The sequence below is a fragment of the Nocardia sp. NBC_01009 genome (genome assembly GCF_045208035.1).
In the GTDB taxonomy this organism is placed as follows: domain Bacteria; phylum Actinomycetota; class Actinomycetes; order Mycobacteriales; family Mycobacteriaceae; genus Nocardia.
The window spans coordinates 4745108-4765620 of record NZ_CP108695.1 but is presented as its reverse complement, the minus strand read 5'-3'; the positions used below and the strand labels follow the sequence as shown (position 1 = coordinate 4765620).

The 20513-nt window shown below is 67.1% G+C and carries 17 protein-coding genes; 13 read left to right on the top strand and 4 right to left on the bottom strand.

Annotated elements, in window-relative coordinates; genetic code table 11:
• Positions 1-2 precede the first annotated feature (2 nt).
• Positions 3-1046, top strand: coding sequence for an NAD-dependent epimerase/dehydratase family protein (locus OHA42_RS21335; RefSeq protein ID WP_406239502.1), 1044 nt, complete (start codon positions 3-5; stop codon positions 1044-1046).
• Here OHA42_RS21335 and rfbC read toward each other — a convergent pair.
• Entirely contained in the window at positions 1030-1584 is a 555-nt protein-coding gene (rfbC, locus tag OHA42_RS21330) for a dTDP-4-dehydrorhamnose 3,5-epimerase (protein ID WP_406229653.1), read from the bottom strand. The genes OHA42_RS21335 and rfbC overlap by 17 nt on opposite strands.
• Positions 1585-1613: 29 nt before the next feature.
• Between rfbC and OHA42_RS21325 the strand changes: the two genes are divergently transcribed.
• Together OHA42_RS21325 and OHA42_RS21320 are read left to right on the top strand one after the other, a co-directional pair.
• The gene (locus OHA42_RS21325) at positions 1614-2717 is read left to right on the top strand and encodes a class I SAM-dependent methyltransferase (protein WP_406229652.1); all 1104 of its coding nucleotides are present in this window, start codon (positions 1614-1616) and stop codon (positions 2715-2717) included.
• Between the two features lie 197 nt (positions 2718-2914).
• Complete coding sequence (locus OHA42_RS21320) at positions 2915-3553, top strand: MspA family porin (protein ID WP_406229651.1); 639 nt, start codon at positions 2915-2917, stop codon at positions 3551-3553.
• 81 nt (positions 3554-3634) lie between these two features.
• Here the strand turns inward: OHA42_RS21320 and OHA42_RS21315 are convergent, their stop codons facing one another.
• The 3 genes from OHA42_RS21315 to OHA42_RS21305 all read right to left on the bottom strand — a co-directional run bounded on the left by OHA42_RS21315 (position 3635) and on the right by OHA42_RS21305 (position 6663).
• Complete coding sequence (locus tag OHA42_RS21315; RefSeq protein WP_406229650.1) at positions 3635-4468, bottom strand: glycosyltransferase family 2 protein; 834 nt, start codon at positions 4466-4468, stop codon at positions 3635-3637.
• Between the two features lie 12 nt (positions 4469-4480).
• Positions 4481-5842 carry a polysaccharide pyruvyl transferase family protein gene (locus tag OHA42_RS21310; protein ID WP_406229649.1) on the bottom strand — a complete coding sequence of 454 codons (1362 nt, stop codon included), beginning with the start codon at positions 5840-5842 and terminating at the stop codon, positions 4481-4483.
• A gap of 125 nt (positions 5843-5967) precedes the next feature.
• A complete protein-coding gene (locus OHA42_RS21305; RefSeq protein WP_406229648.1) occupies positions 5968-6663 on the bottom strand; it encodes a TetR/AcrR family transcriptional regulator in 696 nt (231 codons plus the stop codon).
• A 103-nt stretch (positions 6664-6766) separates the two neighbouring features.
• Here OHA42_RS21305 and OHA42_RS21300 point away from each other — a divergent pair, with 103 nt between their 5' ends.
• From OHA42_RS21300 to OHA42_RS21255, 10 genes are all read left to right on the top strand, one after another.
• Positions 6767-8602 carry an FAD-dependent oxidoreductase gene (locus OHA42_RS21300; RefSeq protein WP_406229647.1) on the top strand — a complete coding sequence of 612 codons (1836 nt, stop codon included), beginning with the start codon at positions 6767-6769 and terminating at the stop codon, positions 8600-8602.
• A gap of 248 nt (positions 8603-8850) precedes the next feature.
• Positions 8851-9948 carry a glycosyltransferase family 4 protein gene (locus OHA42_RS21295; protein WP_406239501.1) on the top strand — a complete coding sequence of 366 codons (1098 nt, stop codon included), beginning with the start codon at positions 8851-8853 and terminating at the stop codon, positions 9946-9948.
• Positions 9945-11147, top strand: a complete 1203-nt coding sequence (locus tag OHA42_RS21290; protein ID WP_406229646.1) for a glycosyltransferase family 4 protein — start codon at positions 9945-9947, stop codon at positions 11145-11147. Before OHA42_RS21295 ends, OHA42_RS21290 begins: the two co-directional genes overlap by 4 nt.
• On the top strand, positions 11140-12549 hold the full coding sequence (locus OHA42_RS21285; protein WP_406229645.1) for a lipopolysaccharide biosynthesis protein: 1410 nt from the start codon (positions 11140-11142) through the stop codon (positions 12547-12549). Before OHA42_RS21290 ends, OHA42_RS21285 begins: the two co-directional genes overlap by 8 nt.
• The gene (locus tag OHA42_RS21280; protein ID WP_406229644.1) at positions 12546-13646 is read left to right on the top strand and encodes a glycosyltransferase; all 1101 of its coding nucleotides are present in this window, start codon (positions 12546-12548) and stop codon (positions 13644-13646) included. The genes OHA42_RS21285 and OHA42_RS21280 overlap by 4 nt, the downstream gene beginning before the upstream one ends.
• Entirely contained in the window at positions 13643-15040 is a 1398-nt protein-coding gene (locus OHA42_RS21275) for a hypothetical protein (RefSeq protein ID WP_406229643.1), read from the top strand. The genes OHA42_RS21280 and OHA42_RS21275 overlap by 4 nt, the downstream gene beginning before the upstream one ends.
• Positions 15031-16308 (top strand): protein tyrosine kinase, encoded by a 1278-nt coding sequence (locus OHA42_RS21270; RefSeq protein WP_406229642.1) that lies wholly within the window; start codon positions 15031-15033, stop codon positions 16306-16308. The genes OHA42_RS21275 and OHA42_RS21270 overlap by 10 nt, the downstream gene beginning before the upstream one ends.
• A gap of 2 nt (positions 16309-16310) precedes the next feature.
• Positions 16311-17666, top strand: coding sequence for a glycosyl hydrolase family 28-related protein (locus OHA42_RS21265; protein WP_406229641.1), 1356 nt, complete (start codon positions 16311-16313; stop codon positions 17664-17666).
• Positions 17667-17669: 3 nt separating this feature from the next.
• Positions 17670-19025: a GNAT family N-acetyltransferase gene (locus OHA42_RS21260; protein WP_406229640.1), complete on the top strand. Its 1356-nt coding sequence runs from the start codon at positions 17670-17672 to the stop codon at positions 19023-19025.
• 80 nt (positions 19026-19105) lie between these two features.
• Complete coding sequence (locus OHA42_RS21255) at positions 19106-20473, top strand: glutamate-1-semialdehyde 2,1-aminomutase (RefSeq protein ID WP_406229639.1); 1368 nt, start codon at positions 19106-19108, stop codon at positions 20471-20473.
• Positions 20474-20513: the final 40 nt, after the last annotated feature.

The window sequence follows — 20513 nt, the reverse complement described above, 5'->3', positions numbered from 1 at the left end:
GCATGCGAGTTCTGGTCACCGGGCACCAGGGGTACCTCGGAACTGTGATGGTTCCGGTGCTGCGCGCCGACGGGCACGACGTGGTCGGACTCGATTCCGGGTTCTTCGCCGATTGCGTGCTCGGCGCGCTGCCCGGCGATCCGCCCGGCATCGCCGTCGACCTACGCGATGTGACCGTCGAGCAACTCGCCGGTTTCGACGCGGTGATCCACCTCGCCGCGCTGTCGAACGACCCGCTGGGCGCGTTGCATCCCGAGATCACCTACGACATCAACCATCACGCGTCGGTCCGGCTGGCCCGGCTCGCGAAAGCGGCGGGCGTCGCGCGCTTCCTCTATGCCTCGACCTGCTCGGTGTACGGTGCGGCCGGCGAAGAGCTGGTCACCGAAGACGCTCCGTTGAAGCCGATCACGCCCTACGCTGAGAGCAAGGTACGCGTCGAGGACGACGTCGCAGCACTGGCCGACGCCGACTTCACTCCGGTATTTCTCCGCAATGCCACGGCATTCGGCTTCTCGCCGCGGCTGCGCGCGGACATCGTGCTGAACAATCTGGTCGGGTACGCAGTGCTCACCGGGGAGGTCAAGGTGCTCTCCGATGGAACGCCGTGGCGCCCACTGGTGCACGCGGCCGACATCGCGACCGCCTTCGCGACCTGCCTCACCGCGCCGACCGAGGCGATTCACTGCCGCGCGTTCAATATCGGCACCGAGGCCAACAACCTGACCGTCGCGGACATCGCGCAGGCGGTGGTGGACGCGGTCCCGGGTTCGCGGCTCAACATCACCGGGGAGAGCGGCGCCGATCCGCGCTCCTATCGCGTCGGCTTCTCCGCCGCGCGCGAAGCCATCGGCTTCCACGCCGCATGGACCATTCCGGCGGGCGCGCAAGAGCTGTATCAGGAATACACAGCCAGGGGACTCACCAGTGACGACTTTTTCCACCGGTTCACCAGACTGCCGCACCTCGAGAAACTTCGCGACGCCGGGATTCTCGACACTTCGATGCGGCGGGTCGGCGGTCGGGGTGTCACAGCACTCGTGTGACCAGGTGCTGCCAACTGCCCGCGGCGCGGTCGCGGGCGGAGACGACGGTGACCGGCAACGGCCAGCCGATGGCGAGGTCCGGATCGTCGTAAGCGACACCGATGTCCTCGGTCGGATCATGCGGACGATCGATGCGATAACACACATCGGCCGTCGCGGTGAGCGCCTGGAAACCGTGCAGGAACCCGGGCGGCACGTACAGGTGCCGGAAGTCGTTGTCGTCGAGCCGGAAAGCCTGCTGCTGCCCGAAGGTCGGCGACGAGGGCCGGATGTCGACGAGCACGTCGTGCACCGCGCCGTTCGCGCACCGCACCAGTTTCGCCTCGCCGCGCCCGGAGCGGCCGTGCATGCCCCGGATCACCCCGCGTGTCGACCGCGACTGCGAGTCCTGCAGGAACGCTGCCGCGGCACCGGGCACACCCAGCGCGGCTTCGAACTCCTCGGCATCGAAAGTCCTGGTGAAAAGCCCGCGTTCGTCACGAAAGGGCTCCGGCGCCAGAACAAGGACATCGGCGAGTTCGGTCGGCTCGATACGCACGTGGCCATGGTGTCACGACTGTGGCTGTCGTGAACGCCGACGGTAGCCCTTGCCGCGGTTGCGGAAGCGACCGGCTGACAACGGTGCTCGATCTCGGCGCCGTGCCCGCCGCCGACTACTTCCCCAGCGCCGACGCGGCGATCGGGGTCGAGGAAGACGCGCATCCGCTCCGCATGGATATGTGCGAGGCGTGTGGGCTCGCGCAGCTGGCCGACGACGACACACGCACCGAGGAGCCGCGTGGCGTGGAACCGCAGGCGCTGCGCGATCAGGCCGCCGATGCGATCGCCCGGGTCGCGCAGGCGGGTCTGCTGCGCGGGACCACGGTGCGCGAGTTCGGCAGCCCGCACGGCGGCACCTGGCTACCGCTGCTCGCCGAACGCGGATTCCGCACCAGCGCGGAGTCTGCCGACATCGTGCTCGACTGCTTCGGCATCATGCACGAACCCGATCAGGCCACGGCTGTCGAGGAACGTGCCGCCGCCACCGCGCCGGACGGGCTGCTGCTGATCCAATACCACTCGCTGGCCACCATCGTCTCGGCGGGTCAGTGGAACGCGCTGAGGCACGGACACTTTGCTTACTATTCGCTGGCCGCACTCGGCCGATTGCTGACGTCGGCAGGCATGAGCGTAGCGACGGCGTGGGAATTCGACCTCTACGGCGGAACCGTACTGGTCGGTGCAGTACACGGCGCGGTCGAGCCCGATCGAGCGGTGCAGGCCGTACTGGCCGCGGAGGCGGAACACACCGACGTTGCCGCCCTACGGAGGCTCCAACACACGACCGACCAGCATGCCGAAATGTTGCGGGCATGGTTGGAAGCGACCACCGCACGCGGACAACGCGTGTACGCCTACGGCGCCGCCTCCCGCGCGGTGGCGCTGTTCAGCCTGGCCGGCCTGCACCGCGGACTCGTCGCGGCGGTAGCCGACGCCTCGCCCGCCAAACACGGACGCCGGATGCCCGGCACCGATATTCCGATCATCTCCCCCGCCGAACTCGTCTCGGCCCGACCGGATTCGGTGCTGCTGACACTGCGGGACCTGCTGCCCGAGGTTCGAGCCGAGTTCCCGGAGCTGGAAGGACGTTGGGTGCTCGACGACCCGGCGGGACCCTCGGAGGGATGGTGAAATATTGCATTGAATTCGCTGTGCCGAAACCAGATTGTTGCTGAATCAACCCGACGTAGTTGACATGACTAGTTCTATTTACCACCACCAGCCCACCCTGGACGATTGAAGGGCTTGTCGCCCCCATGAGCCGGGGGGGTCGGGCGTCGAGCGCGGCAGCGCTCGGCAGTGCGAGGGGAATCTAAGGGGATAATCTGATGAGGGAAACAGCACCGTTCCGTAGCCGGAGTCTGCGCATTTTTGCCATGGCCTCGGTCGTCGCGTCGGGCCTGATCTTCGCGAACGGCACCGCAGCGGCCGCCATCGACAGCACCAATCAAGTCGTCGACCACAGCGACCGTATGGTCGAGGCAATCCAATCCGATACTCGCATCGATTTCGTGGCACCGCTGGACGGAAACCCGTTGACCCGCGAGTGGTTTCACAACGGTGAGGCGGCATTCCAGATCTCCGGCCCGGACGCGGAGGACTGGACCGGCCACATCACCGTCGGCTATATGGTCGGATTCCCAGCCACCCTCAATGGAAAATTGCGATTCGAGTGGTCGTCACCGAGTCTCGGACTAGATCTCGGCGGCACCGAAGGCGCGTTGCTGAGGCTCAACGACCTGATCCCGCGCGGCGGCATTCAGCTCGAGGTCGGTTTCGGCCCCGGCATCCAGACGGTCGAATGCGCAGGCGGCGACGTCTCCGGTTCTGCAGGATTCATCCGGATGTCCGGTTTCCACGGCACTGTCACCGGTGTCCTCGGCCCGACCAACATCCGTCCGTTCGTCCGGGTGGTCAGTTCCAGCGGCGACACAGTGATCACCTACGGCAGGCTCTGGACCATCTGATCCCGGAAAGACCGAACGTGGTGTCCCGGCCGGGGCACCACGTTCGTCGTCGAGGGGCGTGCAGAGCCGAGTGCGGGCCGTTCAGAGCAGATCTGGACGGTGCCGTACCGTCGCGACGGTACGGATCCGCAACCGCTGCAGCGCCGCCTTCGCCAGCCGGGTGTCGCCGGCCAGCACGTCGGCACGCTTCACCAACTCCGGGTAGTCGCCAGCGAGACGGTGGTGGAAGCGGAGCATATCGGTGAGCTTGCTGACCGTCGAGGTGCTGCTGCACAGGTTGAACGATGAATTCCGCCACGCGGCGGTGATTTCGGGCATTCCGTAGAACACCCCGAACGACGACACCCGCGCGAACAGGTCGACATCCATCGGGAACACCAGGTCGCCGCGCAGCCCGCCGACCCGATCGAAATGCTCGCGATGGAACATCGCCGCCGCGGTCGGACCGAAATCGGCGGGCCCGAGGCGCACGATCGTGCGTGCCAGCGCACGGGCCGGCTGCCTGCCCTCCAACCCGGCCAAACCGAGATCGGTTTCCAGCACCTCGCCCGCCTCGTCGATCACCTCGAACCGGCTGGCACAGATGGCGATCGACTCGTCGGCCATCACCGTCAACTGTGCGGTCAGCGCGCCGGGTCGCAGCACGTCATCGGCGCAGACCACCTTCACGAGCTTTCCGGTCGAGGCCCGGATCACGGTGTTCCAGTTGTCGCCGATCGGCAGCACGGAATCATTGCGGAGCACCCGGATGCGCGGGTCGTCGAAGGAGTGCGCGATCTCGGCGGTGGCGTCGGTGCTCGCGTTGTCGAGGACGACGAGCTCGAAATCCACATCCTGTTCCAGCACCGAGCGCAGCGTCGTCGCGAGGGTGCGCGCCGAGTTGTAGGCCGGAACACATACCGACAGCGTTGTCATGACAGGTACCCCCTAAACGATCGCGCGGCGCACTGGGCCGCTCTCCACCAACCGGAACACTCGCTCCAGGCCGGCCCGGCTGGCGTCGATCTGATCGACGGCCTTCTGCCGCAACGAATCCCGGACAGCCGGCGCATCGTCCCATACCTCCCGGATCGCGCGGCCGAGATTGTCCTCGAGCTCCGCATCGTTCAGATGTACCACCTGCAGCCCGGTGCCGAACATTTGGGCCAGGCCGTGAAACTTGTCGTCGTAGTACTCCGAGGCGGTAATTCCGACCGCAGGAATGCCTTGCGACAGTGCGAATACCGCTAGATGGTAGGCACTTGTTACAAGCAGCCTGCAACGCGCGACCTGACGTGCCACATCGTGCGCGGTGCCGCCACGCCCGACCGGTGCCGCCGTCCGCGCCGCCCCGGCCAGCAGCGGCAAGGTCGCGAGTCGATCCTCCGAGGCGTATTCGGAGATGATCAGTGGCACCACACCGGCATCGAGCTCTACGGCCTGGTCCCGGACCACCCCACCGAGCGTCGCCTGGGCGGCCGCACTGACCTTCGAATAATCGGCCACCCGCAGGCACAGCCCGATATCGGTCCCGATCCGTGCGCCGCGCAACCGATAGCCGAACTCGACCGCGTCGTCACCGGTGATCATGACCCGCTCGGACTCCACGCCGAACCCGCTCAGCAGTTCCGGGCCGCGGCGCGGTTCCCGCAGCGCGATGAAATCGGCGCCCGGCAACACCTGCGTGGCACGGCGCTGCAGCAGCGGATCCCGCAGCGGCCCCATGCCCTGCCCGACCATCGCGGTCGGAATGCCCAACGCATGAGCGCGTTCGAGCAGGTTGAGGGTGCGATTGGCCTGGTAGCGATCCACATCGGTCATGTAGCCGCCGCCGAGGGCGATGACCAGCGACGCCTGGGCGACGGCGGCTGGGATCTCGACAGGAAACTCGGCGCCGGCCGCTTCGGCATCCGACTCGTCGTGGTACCGGCGCAGACATGCGCTGGAACGCAGGGCCCTCAGCCGATCCTTCGGCCCGTCGGTCGCGGCGCGCCACCGCAGTGCCGCAGGTCCGATCAGTCTCGTGCCCGCGGTTCGCGACAGCCGTCCCTGCCAACTGTCCGATCCCCAGCACCACTCGGGTCCACAAATCGGTTCCGCCTCCGGCAGCATTGCTTGAAGCACGGCGGGTTGATGGGTCAGCACGCCGATGCGCGCATGCGGCCAGCGTTCCCGTATCCGCTCGATGGTGACGGTCATCATGGCGATATCGCCGCGATTACGTAGCCAATACTCGCCGTTCTCGACAAGTACTCGAATCTCTTGTTGGTCGATGTCGGAATGATCTGCAACCGAATGCTCGGTCCCCACTGTGATTTCCTCCCGCCAGTCCCCCGCGGGTCGGTTCGTGCCCGGCACGAACTCGTTGTGAAATCTACCGCACCCGAGAGATGTCGGCCAGACTTGCGACCAACCCTTCCGGTAGGTTTCGTTCCCTAATCCTTTGTGCGCTTATCGATTTCGCCCGAATGGACGGCCCGCAGCGACGCCCCGGCAAAGGCGGTGCAATAGTCGATGAGATTGTCCATCGGCACCGCCAAACGACCGCCTTGTTTCTCCACGATGACCCGCTCCAGCATGCCGACCACCGACAACGCGAAAATATCGACGATCGGTGCCGGCGGATAATCTTCCGGCCGCGCCTCGGTGGCGGTGGCCGCGACCAATCGCGCGAAGCGCCATAATGCATCGTGCAGGCGATGCTCCGCCCCCGCTGCGGTCGGCTCGACGAACACGATGCGAAGTTTGCGCGGATCCTGCGCCAGCGCTGTGAGATACGTGCCGATGCCCGCCCGGAGTTTGCGTGTCCCCTGAGGCGGCGTCGCCTCCACCGCACGCGCCACGGCGGCGAACAACTCGTCGATGACGTGGTCGAAGACCGCCGCGAACAGCTCGCGCGTCCCGGCGAACGACTCGTAGAAGTATCGGTCGGTCAGGCCGGCCGCACGGCACAGGTCCTTGACGCCGGTCGCCGAATACCCGCGGGTGCCGAACAGCTCGAGCCCTGCATCCAGCAGCTTGCCGCGCCGGGCGGCAACCCGGGCTTCCGCGTCGACGCCGCCATAGGAGCGGACCGGCCGCCGCTGTCGTGGGGCGGTCGCATCTGCCGTTCGCTCGCCGCGCTCACTCACGACATCCGCGCCAACGTCGTTGTCATGCCTGCATTGTCTCCCATCCGCGGCGACCATCTGCTAAATATGACGATCAGGATAGTCAGAACTAGGCAGGGTCTTCATGACAACTCGGGGTTCATCGACACATCGCCCGCAGGACTCGGGCTTCAGCAGACGCTCGTTGCTGCGCGGAGCCGCCGCGGCGGCGGGAACCGCGGGTCTGGCGGCAACGACGGGAATGACCGCGGGACCGGTCGCCGCCCGGGCGCCCCGCAGGCGAAACGGTCCCGCACGCAACACCGTCGCGGTGCTCGGCGCGGGGATCGGCGGGCTCACCGCCGCCCACGAACTGGCCGAACGCGGATTCGAGGTGACCGTCTTCGACCGCAAAGAACTCGGCGGCAAGTCGCGCACCATCCCGCTGCCCGGCACCGGCGTGGACGGCCGGGCGCCGCTGCCGGGTGAACACGGCGCCCGCGGCTTCACCTCGTTCTATCACCACGTGCACGACACGATGCGCCGCATTCCGGTGCCCGGCACCGGCAAAACCGTCTACGACAATCTGATTCCGTTCTCGGTGAACGACCCGCGCTACCCGCGCGCGAACAATCTCCCCGACGGCTTCCCCCTGATGTTCGGGTTCTATTTCGATCCGCGCCAGGCGCTCACGGCGGAAGGGATGCAGCGCGTCCTCGTCGAGGTGTTCATGAAGAACAACCTCATCCCGCCGCCGGAGGCGATGTACATGGCCGGGCGGGTGATCACCTATCTCACCTCCAGCGAGGAACGCCGCTTCGGGCAGTGGGAGCACGTCAGCTGGTGGGACTTCGTCGGTGCGGGCACCCGTTCGGCCCAGTTCCAGGCACTTGCGGCGACCGGCCTCACCCGTGCACTAGTCGCCGCCAAGGAGTACGTGGCGAGCACCAGGACGATGGGCAACATGATGGAGGGCTTCTTCATCGCGCTGATGCAGGAGCTGACTGGCGGCCCGAAGGTATACGAGGTGCTCAACGGTCCGACCAACGAGGCTTGGCTCGACCCGTGGATCTCCCTGCTCCGCAATATGGGCGTGCAGTTCCACCCCGGCCACGCACTGCAGGGCTTCGTGGTGGACGACGACCGGATCGGCGGCGCCCGCATCCAGCGCCCGGACGGTTCGATCCAGGTCTTCGAGGCGGATTGGTATGTCTGCGCGATGCCGACCGACCGGGCCCGCCGCCTGTGGTCGCCCGAGATCCGCACCCTCGACCCGGCTCTGGGCCGGATGGACGCGCTCCGTGTCGACTGGATGAACGGCATGCAGATGTTCGTCAGCGAGAAGCTGGAACTCGGCGCGGGATACAACATCTACCTCGATGCGCCGTGGCGGCTGACCTCCTATACCCAGCGCGCGTTCTGGGATGTCGACTACGCCGCGAAGTACGGCGACGGCAGCATCGTCGACGGTCTGACCATCGACATCGCCGACTGGGATACCCCCGGCATCCTCTTCGGGAAAACCGCCAAGCAGTGCACGCGCGCGGAGATCTACCAGGAGACCTGGGCGCAGATGACCGCGGCGCTCAACGATGACGGCAGGATTCAATTGAAGGAGGGCATCGTGCGCGAGTGGTTGCTCGACCCCGGCATCACCTGGGCCGACGGGCAGAACCACAATGACGAACCGCTGCTGGTCAATACGATCGGGTCCTGGGCCGATCGACCCACCGCGCACACACGGATTCCGAATCTCTTCCTTGCCGCCGACTACGTGCAGACGAATTTCGACCTGGCCACCATGGAGGGGGCCGACGAGGCAGGCCGTACCGCCGTCAACGCACTGCTGGAGGCGGCAGGTTCGAGCGCGCCGCGTGCCCGGCTGTTCACTCGCGACTCGATACCGGCTTTCGAGCCGCTGCGCCAATTGGATGCGGCACGATATCGAGCAGGCCAACCGAACCTTTTCGACCTTGGTTAGATCCCGGCAAACACCCCCGCCCCACTGTGATGTCGACTCGCAGGTCGCCGGGCCGCACCGGACGCGGCCGGTAGCCCGGAGTTGAAAAAGACTGTTCCAGCTACTGGTCGATCTTCCTCGGGAGCCCGAAATGCCGGATGTCACTTAGACTGTTGCGCGGGAAGCGAGTTCGGTAGGAGGGCTCGCATCAAGATCACCAGCAACAGGGGGCAACGGTGACGGCATCGACCGGGCCGCTCCGCGTACATATGACCGGGTCCGAGTGGTTCGCAGCGGCGCCGGGTGGACTGAATCGGTACTTCACCGACCTGTTCGACGCACTCACCCGACAGCCGAATGTCGAGGTGTCCGCCGCCGCCTTCGGTGCGGTGTCCACGGACTCCGCCCCAGGCCTGCCGGGCGCCCGATCCTGGGGACCGCTCGGCGGATCCACCCTGCATCGGGCGCGCACAGCGTTTCTGGACCGCACCGAATTGCGTCGAGCAACGGTGCTCGACCGGCATTTCTGCCTGTACGGACCCGTCGCGATCGATCGGCGCGGACGGGTCCCGCTGGTCGTGCACTTCCACGGTCCGTGGGCGGCCGAGAGCAGGCTCACCGGTCAGAGCGAACTGGGCGCAAAGGCGAAATACCTGGTCGAGCGCCTGCGCTACGCCGGAGCCGACCGATTCGTCGTGCTGTCCAACTACTTCCGTGACGTGCTCGCCAACGACTATCGGGTGCCTGCCGAGCGGATCGAGGTGATCGCTCCCGGTGTCGATCTCAGCCGCTTCCGTGCGACACCGATCCCGGCGACAGCCTCCGCCGGGCGCACCGTCCTTTGCGTGCGCAGACTGGAACGCCGCATGGGCATCGCCAATCTGCTGCGCTGCTGGCCGGGCGTCCTCGACCAGCATCCCGACGCCCGTCTCGTCCTCGTCGGAACCGGCACGGCGGAGCAGGAATTGCGCGCTCAGGCCGCCGCGATGGACAGCAAGGCCGCCGAATCTATAGTCTTCGCCGGGCATATCGACGACACGCGACTCACCGAGCTCTACGAGCAGGCCGAACTGACCGTCGTCCCCACCATCGCCCTGGAAGGATTCGGCCTGATCGCGTTGGAATCGCTCGCGGCAGGCCGCGCGCCCATCGTCACCGACTGTGGCGGACTCCCGGATTCGGTACGTGGGCTCGACCCTTCACTCATCGTGCGCGCCGGTGACACCGACGCACTCGGGGACCGAATCTCCGCCGCGCTGCGCGGCAGCATACCCTCCCCCGCCGAATGCCGCTCGCACGCAGAAACTTTCTCATGGGATGTCACAGCGGCGCGACATTTGACGATGTACGAGGAATTAAGGCAATGACCAAAGCCCTCTTCCTCGCGCATACCGCCGCACCGTCCGGTGCCGAACTCGCCACACTGCGGCTGTTGTCCGCGCTGCGGGAGCTCGGGCGCGCCGAGGTCACGGCGATATTCACGGAGGATGGACCGATGGTCGAGCACATGCGGGCGCGCGGGATCGAGACCCACGTGCAGCGAAGTGGATTCGACAGTCGCGCCATGACCATCGGATCCGGCCCCGTCCGACTGCTCGCCGGGTTCCTCGCCCTGCTGCGTCTCGGCTGGGCGATCGGCGCCACCGCGAAACGCCTACACACCGAGGTGCTGGTCGCCGAGAGCAGCAAAGCGCTGGTGATGGGAGCAGTCGCCGCGCGCCGCGCGGGCATTCCGCTCGTCTGGCAGGTGCACGACCGCATCGCCGTCGACTACTTCGGCCGGGTACCCACCCTCGTCCTGCAAACCCTGGGGCGACTGATCGCGCGCGGCTACATCGCCAATAGCAAAACAACATTGGCGACACTGCGCACCGGTCGTCGCCCCGCGATCGTCGCCTACCCCGGCGTCGAATTGCACGCCGACGCCGCCGCGCACCGCGCCGACCAGCGCGTACCCGAGGAAACCGTGGTCGCCGTCGTCGGCCGACTCAGTCCGTGGAAAGGCCAGGATGTCCTGCTCCGCGCCGCCGCCGCCGCGACAGTGCGCCCGCACCGGATCTTTCTGATCGGTGGCACCTTCTTCGACGAAGAGCCCTACCGTGCCGAATTGGAACAGCTCGCGCGCGATCTCACGCTGCCGGTGACCTTCACCGGGCACGTCGACGACCCGAACCCCCACCTGCACGACGCCGACATCCTGGTGCACTGCTCGGTACTGCCCGAGCCGTTCGGGCAGGTCGTGGTGGAGGGCATGCACGCCGGCTGCGCGGTCATCGCCGCAGGTCCGGGCGGCCCGGCGGAGATAGTCGAGCACGGCGTCAGCGGACTACTCGTGGACGGCGGTGACGAAAGGCAGCTCACCGACGCGCTGGACACGCTCATCGCGGATCGCGCACTGCGCACCCGCTTGTCGGCCGCGGGCCGAGTCCGCGCGGAGCACTTCGATATCGCGGCCTCGGCGCACACTGTCGCCGACTTCCTCGACACCCTCACCCGCACTGACGCTGTAGGACACCGGAATCCGGACGAACGGACTCCGCGTGTCGAACGGAACCCGCATGTCTGAGCGCAAATATGCCGCAGGCCACCCCCCGCCGCCCGACCAACGGCCACCATCGACCACCGGCGGCGCCCACCGCAAATACGACGGCGGCCGCGGCCGCAACGGCGGCGGTGCGCACCGCTCGCAGGGCATTGTCGCGGTGCTGCGTGACATCGGCCTTGTCACCTTCGGTAAGTACGGGCAGTACGTCATCACCTTGGTGACGGTGCCGCTGATCGCGAGGGTGCTCGGGGCGCACGGTCTCGGCCTGCTAGCCATCGGCATGTCGTCGTACTTCATCGGATCGCTGCTCGTCGATCTCGGCATCACCTCCTTCCTGGCTGCGCGCGTCCACGATTCCCACGACCGCGATCGCATCGCGAACATCAACCAATTGCGCGGGGACTACCTCGCCATCCGCTCCGCGATCCTCGGTCTCATCGGCGCCGCCCTACTGCTGAGCCTGGCCGCGGGCGCTTCGGACCAAGTGGAAATGCTCCTGCTGGGGCTTTTTGCCGGCGGATTCTGGTCGGTCTCCGAAGACTGGCTGTTGATCGGGCAGGGCAGATTCGGCGCGTCCACCGGCTATCAAGCGGTCGGCCGGGTGGGCTATCTCGTGCTACTGGTCGTGGTGCTGCCGCGGATTCCCAGCGCGGAGATCGCGATGCTGTGCCTGCTCGTCTCGTCCATTCCCACCGTGGTGCTGACCTGGTGGGACTCGCTGCGATCGTTCGGGCCGCCCGCGCGGCCACGGCATTTCCGCGAGGTGCTGCGCACGGGTGCACCGGTTTTCGCCTCACGTCTGCTGGTCACCACCTACGGCCAGGGCGCCGCCGCGGTGTACGCGGCGGTGCTGGATGCGGTATCCCTCGGTCTGTACTCCGCGGGCGATCGGCTGGTGCGCGCCATCCAATCAACCCTCGACCCCATCGGTTTCGCGCTGCTGCCGCGGATGGCCAAGCGCAGCGCCGAAGCCGGGTTCTGGCGCCGCGCCCTGCAGGCCCTCTCGGCCTGCGTGTGTCTGGCCTGCCTCGCCGTGGTTGCCGTGTGGCTGGCCGCTCCCGCGATGATCCATCTGGTCTTCGGCGACGAGTTCGCCTCGGCGGTCGGGCTGTTGCGCGTCGAGGTCTTCATGCTGCCCGCCACCACCATCACCTCGTTCATCACCACCGCTGTGCTTCCGGTGCGCCAGGACACCACCGGCGTGCTGATCGGTGCGATCCTCGGGACCTGCGTTGCGGCCGTCGCGTTGGTCATCGCCTTCCGCACACACTCGGTGTGGACGCTGGTCTACGGCAGCGTGATCGTCGAATGGACGGTCGCGTTCTGGTATCTCGCGCGCGTGCGCACCCTCATCGGCCGCGAGCGCGCACTGTCGGCCGCCGGTCCCGCGGTCGTGCTCATGCGTGAGGAGAGACGCTCGTGAGGATCCTGTATGTCGGCGACGATTGGGTCGGCAGCAATGCCCGCTCGCTGGCCGACGGATTCCGGCAGGCCGGGCACGAGGTCGTCGTGATCGACTCCACGCCGGTCACCCTGCCCACGCGGTTGTCACCGCCGTGGCTCTACGCCAAGGCAACGCACCGGCGCGCGCCGTGGGCTGTGGAGCAGGTACACGCCGACATCGAGCACGCCGCCGCCGATTTCCGGCCCGACCTGTTGTTCGCCTTCAAATCCGTACACCTCGACCAGCGGCGACTGCTGGACACCCCGGCCCGGCTGCACGTGCACTACAGCCCCGACGACGTCGCCAACCCCGAGAACATCAGTCCCGAGTATCTCGCGCACGAATCCGAATGGGACATGATCGTCACCACCAAGCAGCACAATGTGGCCGAGCTGCGCGACCGTGGCGCCCGCGCGGCGACTTTCGTGCGCAGCGCCTACGACCCGGCTTGGCACCATCCGGCCGCGCGACGCGGCGCCCGGCAATTCCTGCTCGGCTTCATCGGCGTGTGCCGCCCCGACCGGCGCGATGACATGGTCGCGCTCGCCCGGACCTACGGCGATCGGATGCTAGTCCGCGGACCCGGCTGGCGTCGGGTCCCGGAATTGCGCACCACTCGCGCGGTGGTGGCCGGCCCGGTGTACGGACAGCACTATTCGGCGGTGATCGCCGATATCACCGCCAATCTGGTGCTGCTCAACTCGGACAACCGCGACACTCACACCTGCCGCACGTTCGAAGTGCCCGCAGCGGGTGGCCTTTTCGTCGGCCAACGCACCGACGAGCACGCCGAGCTACTGCGCGACACCGTCGAATGCTTCCTGTTCACCGAAGCGGCGGAGCTGCACGAGATCGTCCGGTGGTGCGCGGCGCACCCGGAGCAGGCGGCCGCGGTCGCCGAGGCCGGGTACCGGAGGATCGTCGACGGCGGCCATCGCTATGTCGATCGCGCCCGCGAAATCATCGCCTCGCTCGAGCAACCGACGGTCGCAAAGCCCGCGAGTGAGATTGCAGTTGCGGGCAACACCGTGTTTCCAGGTAACACGGCGCACGGTACCGACGAGTCACAGTCGTGAGTGCCTACGCCGAGCTCGTGCTGATCGCCTGCGCGCTGGCCACCCTCGTGGTGGCTGCCGCATGGGTCCCCGGTGTCGCACGGGTATTCGTGATCGCGCAGGCCGCCTTTTGGTCGCTGTCGTATATCGCGCGACCTGTCGTGCTGCTGGTGGTACAACCGGATCCGCACTACGGCGACAACGTGCCCGATCCGCGGCTGGCCGAATACGGTTACGACGACAGCATCGCGCTGGTTCTGCACCACGTCGTGTTCGGCATGTGGGTGTACGCGGTACTCATCGTCGGGTACGCGATCTGGTCGCGTCGGCGGTCCTCGATGCTGGGTGTCGCGCGCGAGCCTGCGATCGTCGCCGACCCGGACTTCATCCCGGCGCTGGTGGCCATCTATGTCGTCGGCGTCCTCGGGCGCGGCGCGACCATCGCCGCAGGCGCCACCGGCCATGCCGGTGATGTCGACAGCGCGAACCCGATTCTCAACTTCGTCGCCATTCTCGGCACCATCGCCGCGCTCGGATTGATCATCTTCGCCAGGCCCGCGCGGCCGCTGACGACGGTACTGATGCTGGGTGGGCTGCTGGTCATGGAGCTCGGGTGGACCGTGGCCACCGAGTCCAAGACCCCGATCCTCGGCGCCGCGCTTGCGGTGGCTGTCCGCTTCGCGCTCGTCGGCTGGACCAAAGGCAAGGCCGTCGGTGTGATGGTGATCGCGGTCCTCGGCATCGGCGGCTTCGGCTGGCTGCAGTCGTTCAAGTCCACGGAATTCGCCAAAAGCGAATCGGCACTGACGAATTCGAGCTACCCCCCCATGGTACAGCCGTTCCTCAGTATCCTGCGCCGCTTCGACCTGCTCGAGGCCGCCACCGACGCCTACTTTCACGGGCCCGGTTTCTGGGTGGCGCCCGACGAGGTGATCCGGCACGCCACCCTGACCCTGATTCCGGCTCAGTTGCTCGGCACGGAGAAGTTCCAGTCCGGCACCGCATGGGCCAACGACGTTCGCGGCGCCTCGGTGGACATGACGCGGGTCTCGGTGTCGCTGGCCGAGGGCAACGTCAATGAGGGCTATGTCCTCGGCGGCTACGCCGGTGTGGTGGTCTCGGTCGCCTTCACCTTCGGGCTGCTGCTGGCATGGGCCAAATCGCTGTACTCCCGCTACTTCCCGATTGTGGTGCTCGGCCTTGCCATGACCGGCGCCTCCTCGCTGTTCGAGCGCGGAATCCTGGGCAGCATGGAGGCACTGGGCAAGTTTGTGCAGTCCGCCGTGCTCGCATGGTTCATCTATCTGGCGGTCAAAGAGTATCGGCGGCGGGCCCGGCCCGGGCCGTTACCGCTGTCCCCGCCGCAAGCAACACCAGTATTCATCGGGAAAAGAGGATCCGGGCAATGGGTTTGATCGACTACTGGCATATCGCGCGCAGGCGCTGGCTGATCATTGCCAGCGTGCTGCTGTTGTGTGTCCTCGCGTCGGTGGGATACGCGCAAAGCCTGCCGACCACCTATGTGGCTTCCAGCAGCATGTATGTCACGATGGCCACCGGAACCTCGGTGAACGATTCCTACCAGGGCGGCCTGGCCGCGCAGCAGCGCGTGCGCTCCTACGTCGATCTCGCCAACAGCGCCACACTGGCCAAACGCACCATCGATGATCTCGGCCTCAAGATGTCCATCGATGATCTCCAGGGCAAGATCGCCGCCACCTCGCCGCCCGCGACCACCATGATCAACATCGCGGTCACCGACAGCACCCCGACGCGGGCGCGCGATATCGCCAACGGCGTGGTCGCCCAATTCCGGCGCCTCATCGGTGAACTCGAAACGATCGAGGTAGGCGCGGCGCCCGCGGCCCGTGTCGAAGTGATCGATCGTGCCGAGCTGCCCACCGGTCCGACCGGTCCGCAGACGACGCGGCTGCTCGTGCTCGGCCTGCTCGCCGGCCTCGGCCTCGGCTGCCTGGCCGCGTTCGTTCGCGACCGCACCGACCGCAGGTTGCGCACGTCCAACGAACTCGAGGCCGTGCTTGCGGTGCCGATCCTCAGCATCATCGATGCCGGCCGTCCTGGCGCCGAAGACGAAACCCGAAGGCTGCGGACCCGACTGCTGCGCAATGGCGATGCGGCCGCAATCATGCTGACCAGTCTCACGACCAAGTCGGAATCGGACGTCACCATGGCGCTGGCGAAATCGTTCGCCGACACCGGCCGTCACGTGGTGCTCGTCGATGCCGACACGTCGAACGCGGGGCGCCTGCAGCCCTATACATCGGACCAGTCCCCCGGATTGGCTCGCGTGCTGCGCGGCTCGGCACAGGTTCCGGAATCGGTGACCTGGTGGCAGCAGACCGGTGTCTCGGTGCTGCCGCTCGGCGACGCCGACCCACAGACCTCCGATCTGCTGGCCTCCGATCGGTTCTCGGCCGTCATTGCCAAACTGCGCACCGACTTCGATCACGTCATTGTGCAGGTGGCCCCGATCACCGACGCCGCCGATGCCATCGCACTGGCCGCACTGTTCGACCAGACCCTCGCCGTGGTCCAGCTCGGCAGCACCTCCAGCGCACAGGTGCGTGGTGCGCTCGCCACCTTCGGCGACACCGCGCTCACCGGTGTTGTCGCCCACAGCGTTCCGAGCAGCCGCCTGCAGCGACTGATGGGGAGGCCGTAAGGATGCCCGAGGACGCCGTCGGTCGACGACGACTGCTCGCAGCATCGCTGGGCGCCGCCGCCGCGCTCCCACTCGCGGCGTGTGCCTCGTCCGATCCCCCTGGTAACCCTTTCCGCTCGCCCAACGTCACCGACGCACCCGCGGCGCGCAATGTCCGTGACTTCGGTGCGGTCGGTGACGGCGTCGCCGACGACACCGCCGCATTCGCCGCGGCGGCCGCGGTCGGCGGCACGCCGCTGGTGCTCTACCTGCCCGCCGGGCACTACCTGGTGCAGTCGTGGCCGGAAATGTCTGACTACGCAACGGTCCTCGGCGACGGCGCGGACGTGTCGGTTGTGGTCTGCGATGCGGACACCACCTTGATCAACCTCCGCAAGCGCAATCGGATCCGGTTCGCCCGCCTCGGCATCTTCATGACGGGGCCACGCTCCACCGCCGTCGTGCTCTCGGAATGTTTCCGCTGTTCGTTCGACGCCGTGGTGATCCGCGGCAACCATCTCAGCGACAACCATCCACGCTTTCTGGAGCAGCGCGGTGTCGTCCTCGACCACAACACCGGCGGTACCGCATTCATCAACTGCGATATCAACAACTTCGGCGTCGGCATCGTCACGTCGTGCATCCAGAACTACGTCACCTCCTCCAAGCTCACCAGCAACTACATCGGGGTGCTCGGCACCGGCAGCGACCACAATGCCGGACTTGCCATGACGAACGTCGAATTCGTCTCCGACAACGACCCGCACACCACCGACAAGCACATCGCCATCGATGGCGCGGCCAATGACTGGTGGCTGACCAATGTCTGGTTCGAGGGCGCGGACATCGCGCTGTCGATCGGCCAGCGTGGTCGCGGCGGACCCGCCCAATTCGGCATGACCAACTGCAAGGTCGCCGCCCGCTCCGTCGGTGTCGACCTGGTCTACTGCCGTCAGCCCTATCTCGCCAATGTGCAGTTCGACGCCGACCTCGACAAGCCGCCGATCGAGCTGCGCATTGATCCCGCAGGCTGCCCCGAGGGCACCGCCATCAACCTCATCTCCAGTTCCACCGATGAACTCAGTCCGGCGATGTTCCCGGACGCCTGGCATGTGATGGGCCGCAACAGTGTGCATTCGCCTCGGTTCACCGGAACGATCGTCGGCAGAGCCGGGCGCGGCGACACCGATATCTTCCAGGCCCAGACCGCCGACGGAGCCGTGCGCTCCGCCGTCCTATCCAGTGGTGCATGGCTTTCCGATCATCCAGGAAGCGGGATCGTGCTCAAGGATCCGGCAGGTGGCTATTGGCGACTCTCGGTAGCTACCGACGGTGCGGTGAAAACGACCTCGCTCGGTAGTCAGCGCCCCCGGGAGTGAGCCGTGACCGATCACCCACCTTCGTTGTCCGATATCCGACTCGGGCCGGCCACCCTGCACGGCGTCATCGTCGTGCTGCGGCCGCCCCGGATCGCGGACTACGCGCAGTGGCGGCGGATCCGGTTGCGCGATCAGCGGACCATCGAGCCGTTCTGGACCAGTTCACCACTGGACTGGGCGGCACGGCACAGCGGAAAGCAGTGGGTTCGTGAATGTCTCGTGGTCCGCACGCAGGCGCGTGCGGGTCGGCGGCTGTCCACGGTGATCGAAGTCGCAGGGCGCTTCGCCGGGCAGATCGAGCTCGTCTCGATCGCACCCGACACCGGGTCCGCGGAACTGGGTCTCTGGGTGGATGCCGACATGGCACGGCACGGTTTCGGCGGGCTCGCGGCATCGCTCATCCTGGACTTCGCCTTCGGGGCGGCCGGACTGCAACGCCTCACCGCCCCGATCTCGCCCGCGAACATCGCGACCTCGCGCGGCGCGGCATTGATGGGGTTTCGACGCGAGGCGATGATGACGCGATATTTCGACGTCGGCGGCGCCAGGCGTGATCACGAACTGTGGGCGATCACCCGGGAGGCGGTTCCGCCGAACGGCTTCACGGCCCGCTGGATCACCCGCTACGACGGTCCGGTGTCGGCCGCACCGGCCACGCCGAGCGCTCCCGAGGGGGCACCGATTCCGGCGACCATCGTGCTCGTCGCCACCGCCCGGTACTACGCGGGCCGCGTCTTGCACATGCTGGATCCGCTGCGGACACCGAAACCGATCCGGCTCACCGACGCCGAACATCCGGCCCTGGTACTGCGTAGCCGCAGGCGTGGGGACTGGGCGCAGTGGTGCGCGGCGCGCATGCACAGCCGAGGCCGGCTCGATCCGGGACCCGGAGAATCCGAAGCCGCCTGGGCGGCACGGCACTCCCGTTCCCGGTGGTGGCGCGAATTGCTGCGGGCCAGGGCAGGTCTGCATTCCCCGACCGGACTGGTGCTCGCCATCGAGGTGGACGGCGCGTACTTCGGCGAAGGCAGGCTGTTCGATCTCGACATGTTCGACCGCAATGCCAAGATGTTCGTCTGGACCGACACCACCTGTGCTGAACCGACCCGGGTCGCGGCCACCCAACTGCTGCTCGACTACGCCTTCGCCGAGCTCGGCCTGTGCCGGGTCGAGACGGCCATAGAACTCGACGATCTCGGTGCCGCCGAAGTCGCCGCTCGGGTCGGGATGATCCGCGAAGGCCGGATGCACTCCTACGTCGGTGCTACCGGTCGACGCGCCGACCACGACCTCTGGGCGGTAACCACACCCACCGACCAGTCCTCGCGAGGACAAGTCTCCGAGCCGGACGTACAGTGATTCCGAGATCCATCGCGCGCAAACAGATTCGTGCCGACGGCTTTCTGTGTGCGTGCCTCACGACCCATCGGGAGCCGATCATGGTCCATGTCCCGGGTAGCAACCCGTCGGCCGATCGCCGACCCTTCACCCGCAGCAACCAACTCCAATCCCGCCTGCACGATCTGGTGCCCGGCGGCGCGCACACCTACGCGCGCGGCGCCGATCAGTATCCCGAATTCATGGCGCCGATCCTGGTCCGCGGCAGCGGTGCACGGGTGTGGGATGCCGACGGCAACTGGTATGTCGAATACGGGATGGGGCTGCGGTCGGTCACGCTCGGGCACGGGTTCCGGCCGGTGCTGGACGCAGTCACCGCGGCGATCGCCGACGGGGTCAGCTTCAGCCGCCCGACCGAGCTGGAAGTGCTTGCCGCACAAGATTTCCTGACGCTTGTGCCGGGTGCGGACATGGTCAAGTTCGCCAAGAACGGCTCCGATGCGACCACGGCGGCGGTGCGGCTGGCCCGTGCCGCGACCGGGCGCAGTGTCATCGCGATGTGCGATCAGCCGTTCTTCTCGGTCGACGACTGGTTCATCGGGACCACTCCGATGGACAGCGGCATCCCACGCGACGTGACAGCGGGCACCATGAAGTTTCGCTACAACGACCTGCCCTCCCTCGCGGCGGTGCTCGACACCGGCGCGGTCGCCGCCGTCGTCATGGAGGCAGCCACCGCGCTCGCCGAGCCGGAACCCGGCTTCCTCGAGGGCGTTCGCGATCTGTGCGACCGCTACGGCACCTTGCTCGTCTTCGACGAGATGATCACCGGATTCCGCTGGTCGGCCGGCGGCGCGCAAGCGGTGTACGGCGTCCGCCCCGACCTGTCGTGCTGGGGCAAGGCCATGGGCAACGGATTCCCCATTTCGGCGCTGGCAGGCAAACGCGAGTTCATGGAACTCGGTGGCCTGCGCACCGACCACGACCGCGTATTCCTGTTGTCCACTACGCACGGCCCGGAATCGGGCTCGCTGGCCGCCTTCCGCGCCGTGGTCGACGAATACCGCACCGGTGACCCGGTCGCCCGCATGGAACACGCCGGGCAGCTGCTCGCCGACGGCGTGAACGCGGTCGCGGCCGAACTCGGTATCGCCGACTACCTGCAGGTGCTGGGCCGCCCATCCTGCTTGATCTTCGTCACCCGAGATCCCGAAGGTAAGCCGTCCCAAGAGTTCCGCACCCTGTTTCTGCAGGAACTCCTCGAACGCGGCGTCCTCGGGCAATCCTTCGTCACCTCCGCCGCCCACACCGACGCCGATATCGCCCACACTGTCGGCGCGTGCCGCGAGGCGGCGGCGGTGTATCGCAAGGCGATCGAGCAGGGTTGTGTGGACGGGTTGCTCGAAGGCCGGCCCGTCGCCCCCGCATTGCGGCGACACGCCGCGCCCCGCAGGATCGACCCGACATGAATCCGCTCCTCGGTCCATCACCGACCGGCCCCGTGCTCCG

Excerpts from the sequence above, each read along its gene's own strand:
- OHA42_RS21335 (WP_406239502.1), top strand. The coding sequence starts at position 3 with ATGCGAGTTCTGGTCACCGGGCACCAGGGGTACCTCGGAACTGTGATG.
- OHA42_RS21320 (WP_406229651.1), top strand. The coding sequence starts at position 2,915 with ATGAGGGAAACAGCACCGTTCCGTAGCCGGAGTCTGCGCATTTTTGCC.
- OHA42_RS21315 (WP_406229650.1), bottom strand. The coding sequence starts at position 4,468 with ATGACAACGCTGTCGGTATGTGTTCCGGCCTACAACTCGGCGCGCACC.
- OHA42_RS21300 (WP_406229647.1), top strand. The coding sequence starts at position 6,767 with ATGACAACTCGGGGTTCATCGACACATCGCCCGCAGGACTCGGGCTTC.
- OHA42_RS21295 (WP_406239501.1), top strand. The coding sequence starts at position 8,851 with ATGACCGGGTCCGAGTGGTTCGCAGCGGCGCCGGGTGGACTGAATCGG.
- OHA42_RS21290 (WP_406229646.1), top strand. The coding sequence starts at position 9,945 with ATGACCAAAGCCCTCTTCCTCGCGCATACCGCCGCACCGTCCGGTGCC.
- OHA42_RS21285 (WP_406229645.1), top strand. The coding sequence starts at position 11,140 with ATGTCTGAGCGCAAATATGCCGCAGGCCACCCCCCGCCGCCCGACCAA.
- OHA42_RS21270 (WP_406229642.1), top strand. The coding sequence starts at position 15,031 with ATGGGTTTGATCGACTACTGGCATATCGCGCGCAGGCGCTGGCTGATC.
- OHA42_RS21265 (WP_406229641.1), top strand. The coding sequence starts at position 16,311 with ATGCCCGAGGACGCCGTCGGTCGACGACGACTGCTCGCAGCATCGCTG.
- OHA42_RS21255 (WP_406229639.1), top strand. The coding sequence starts at position 19,106 with ATGGTCCATGTCCCGGGTAGCAACCCGTCGGCCGATCGCCGACCCTTC.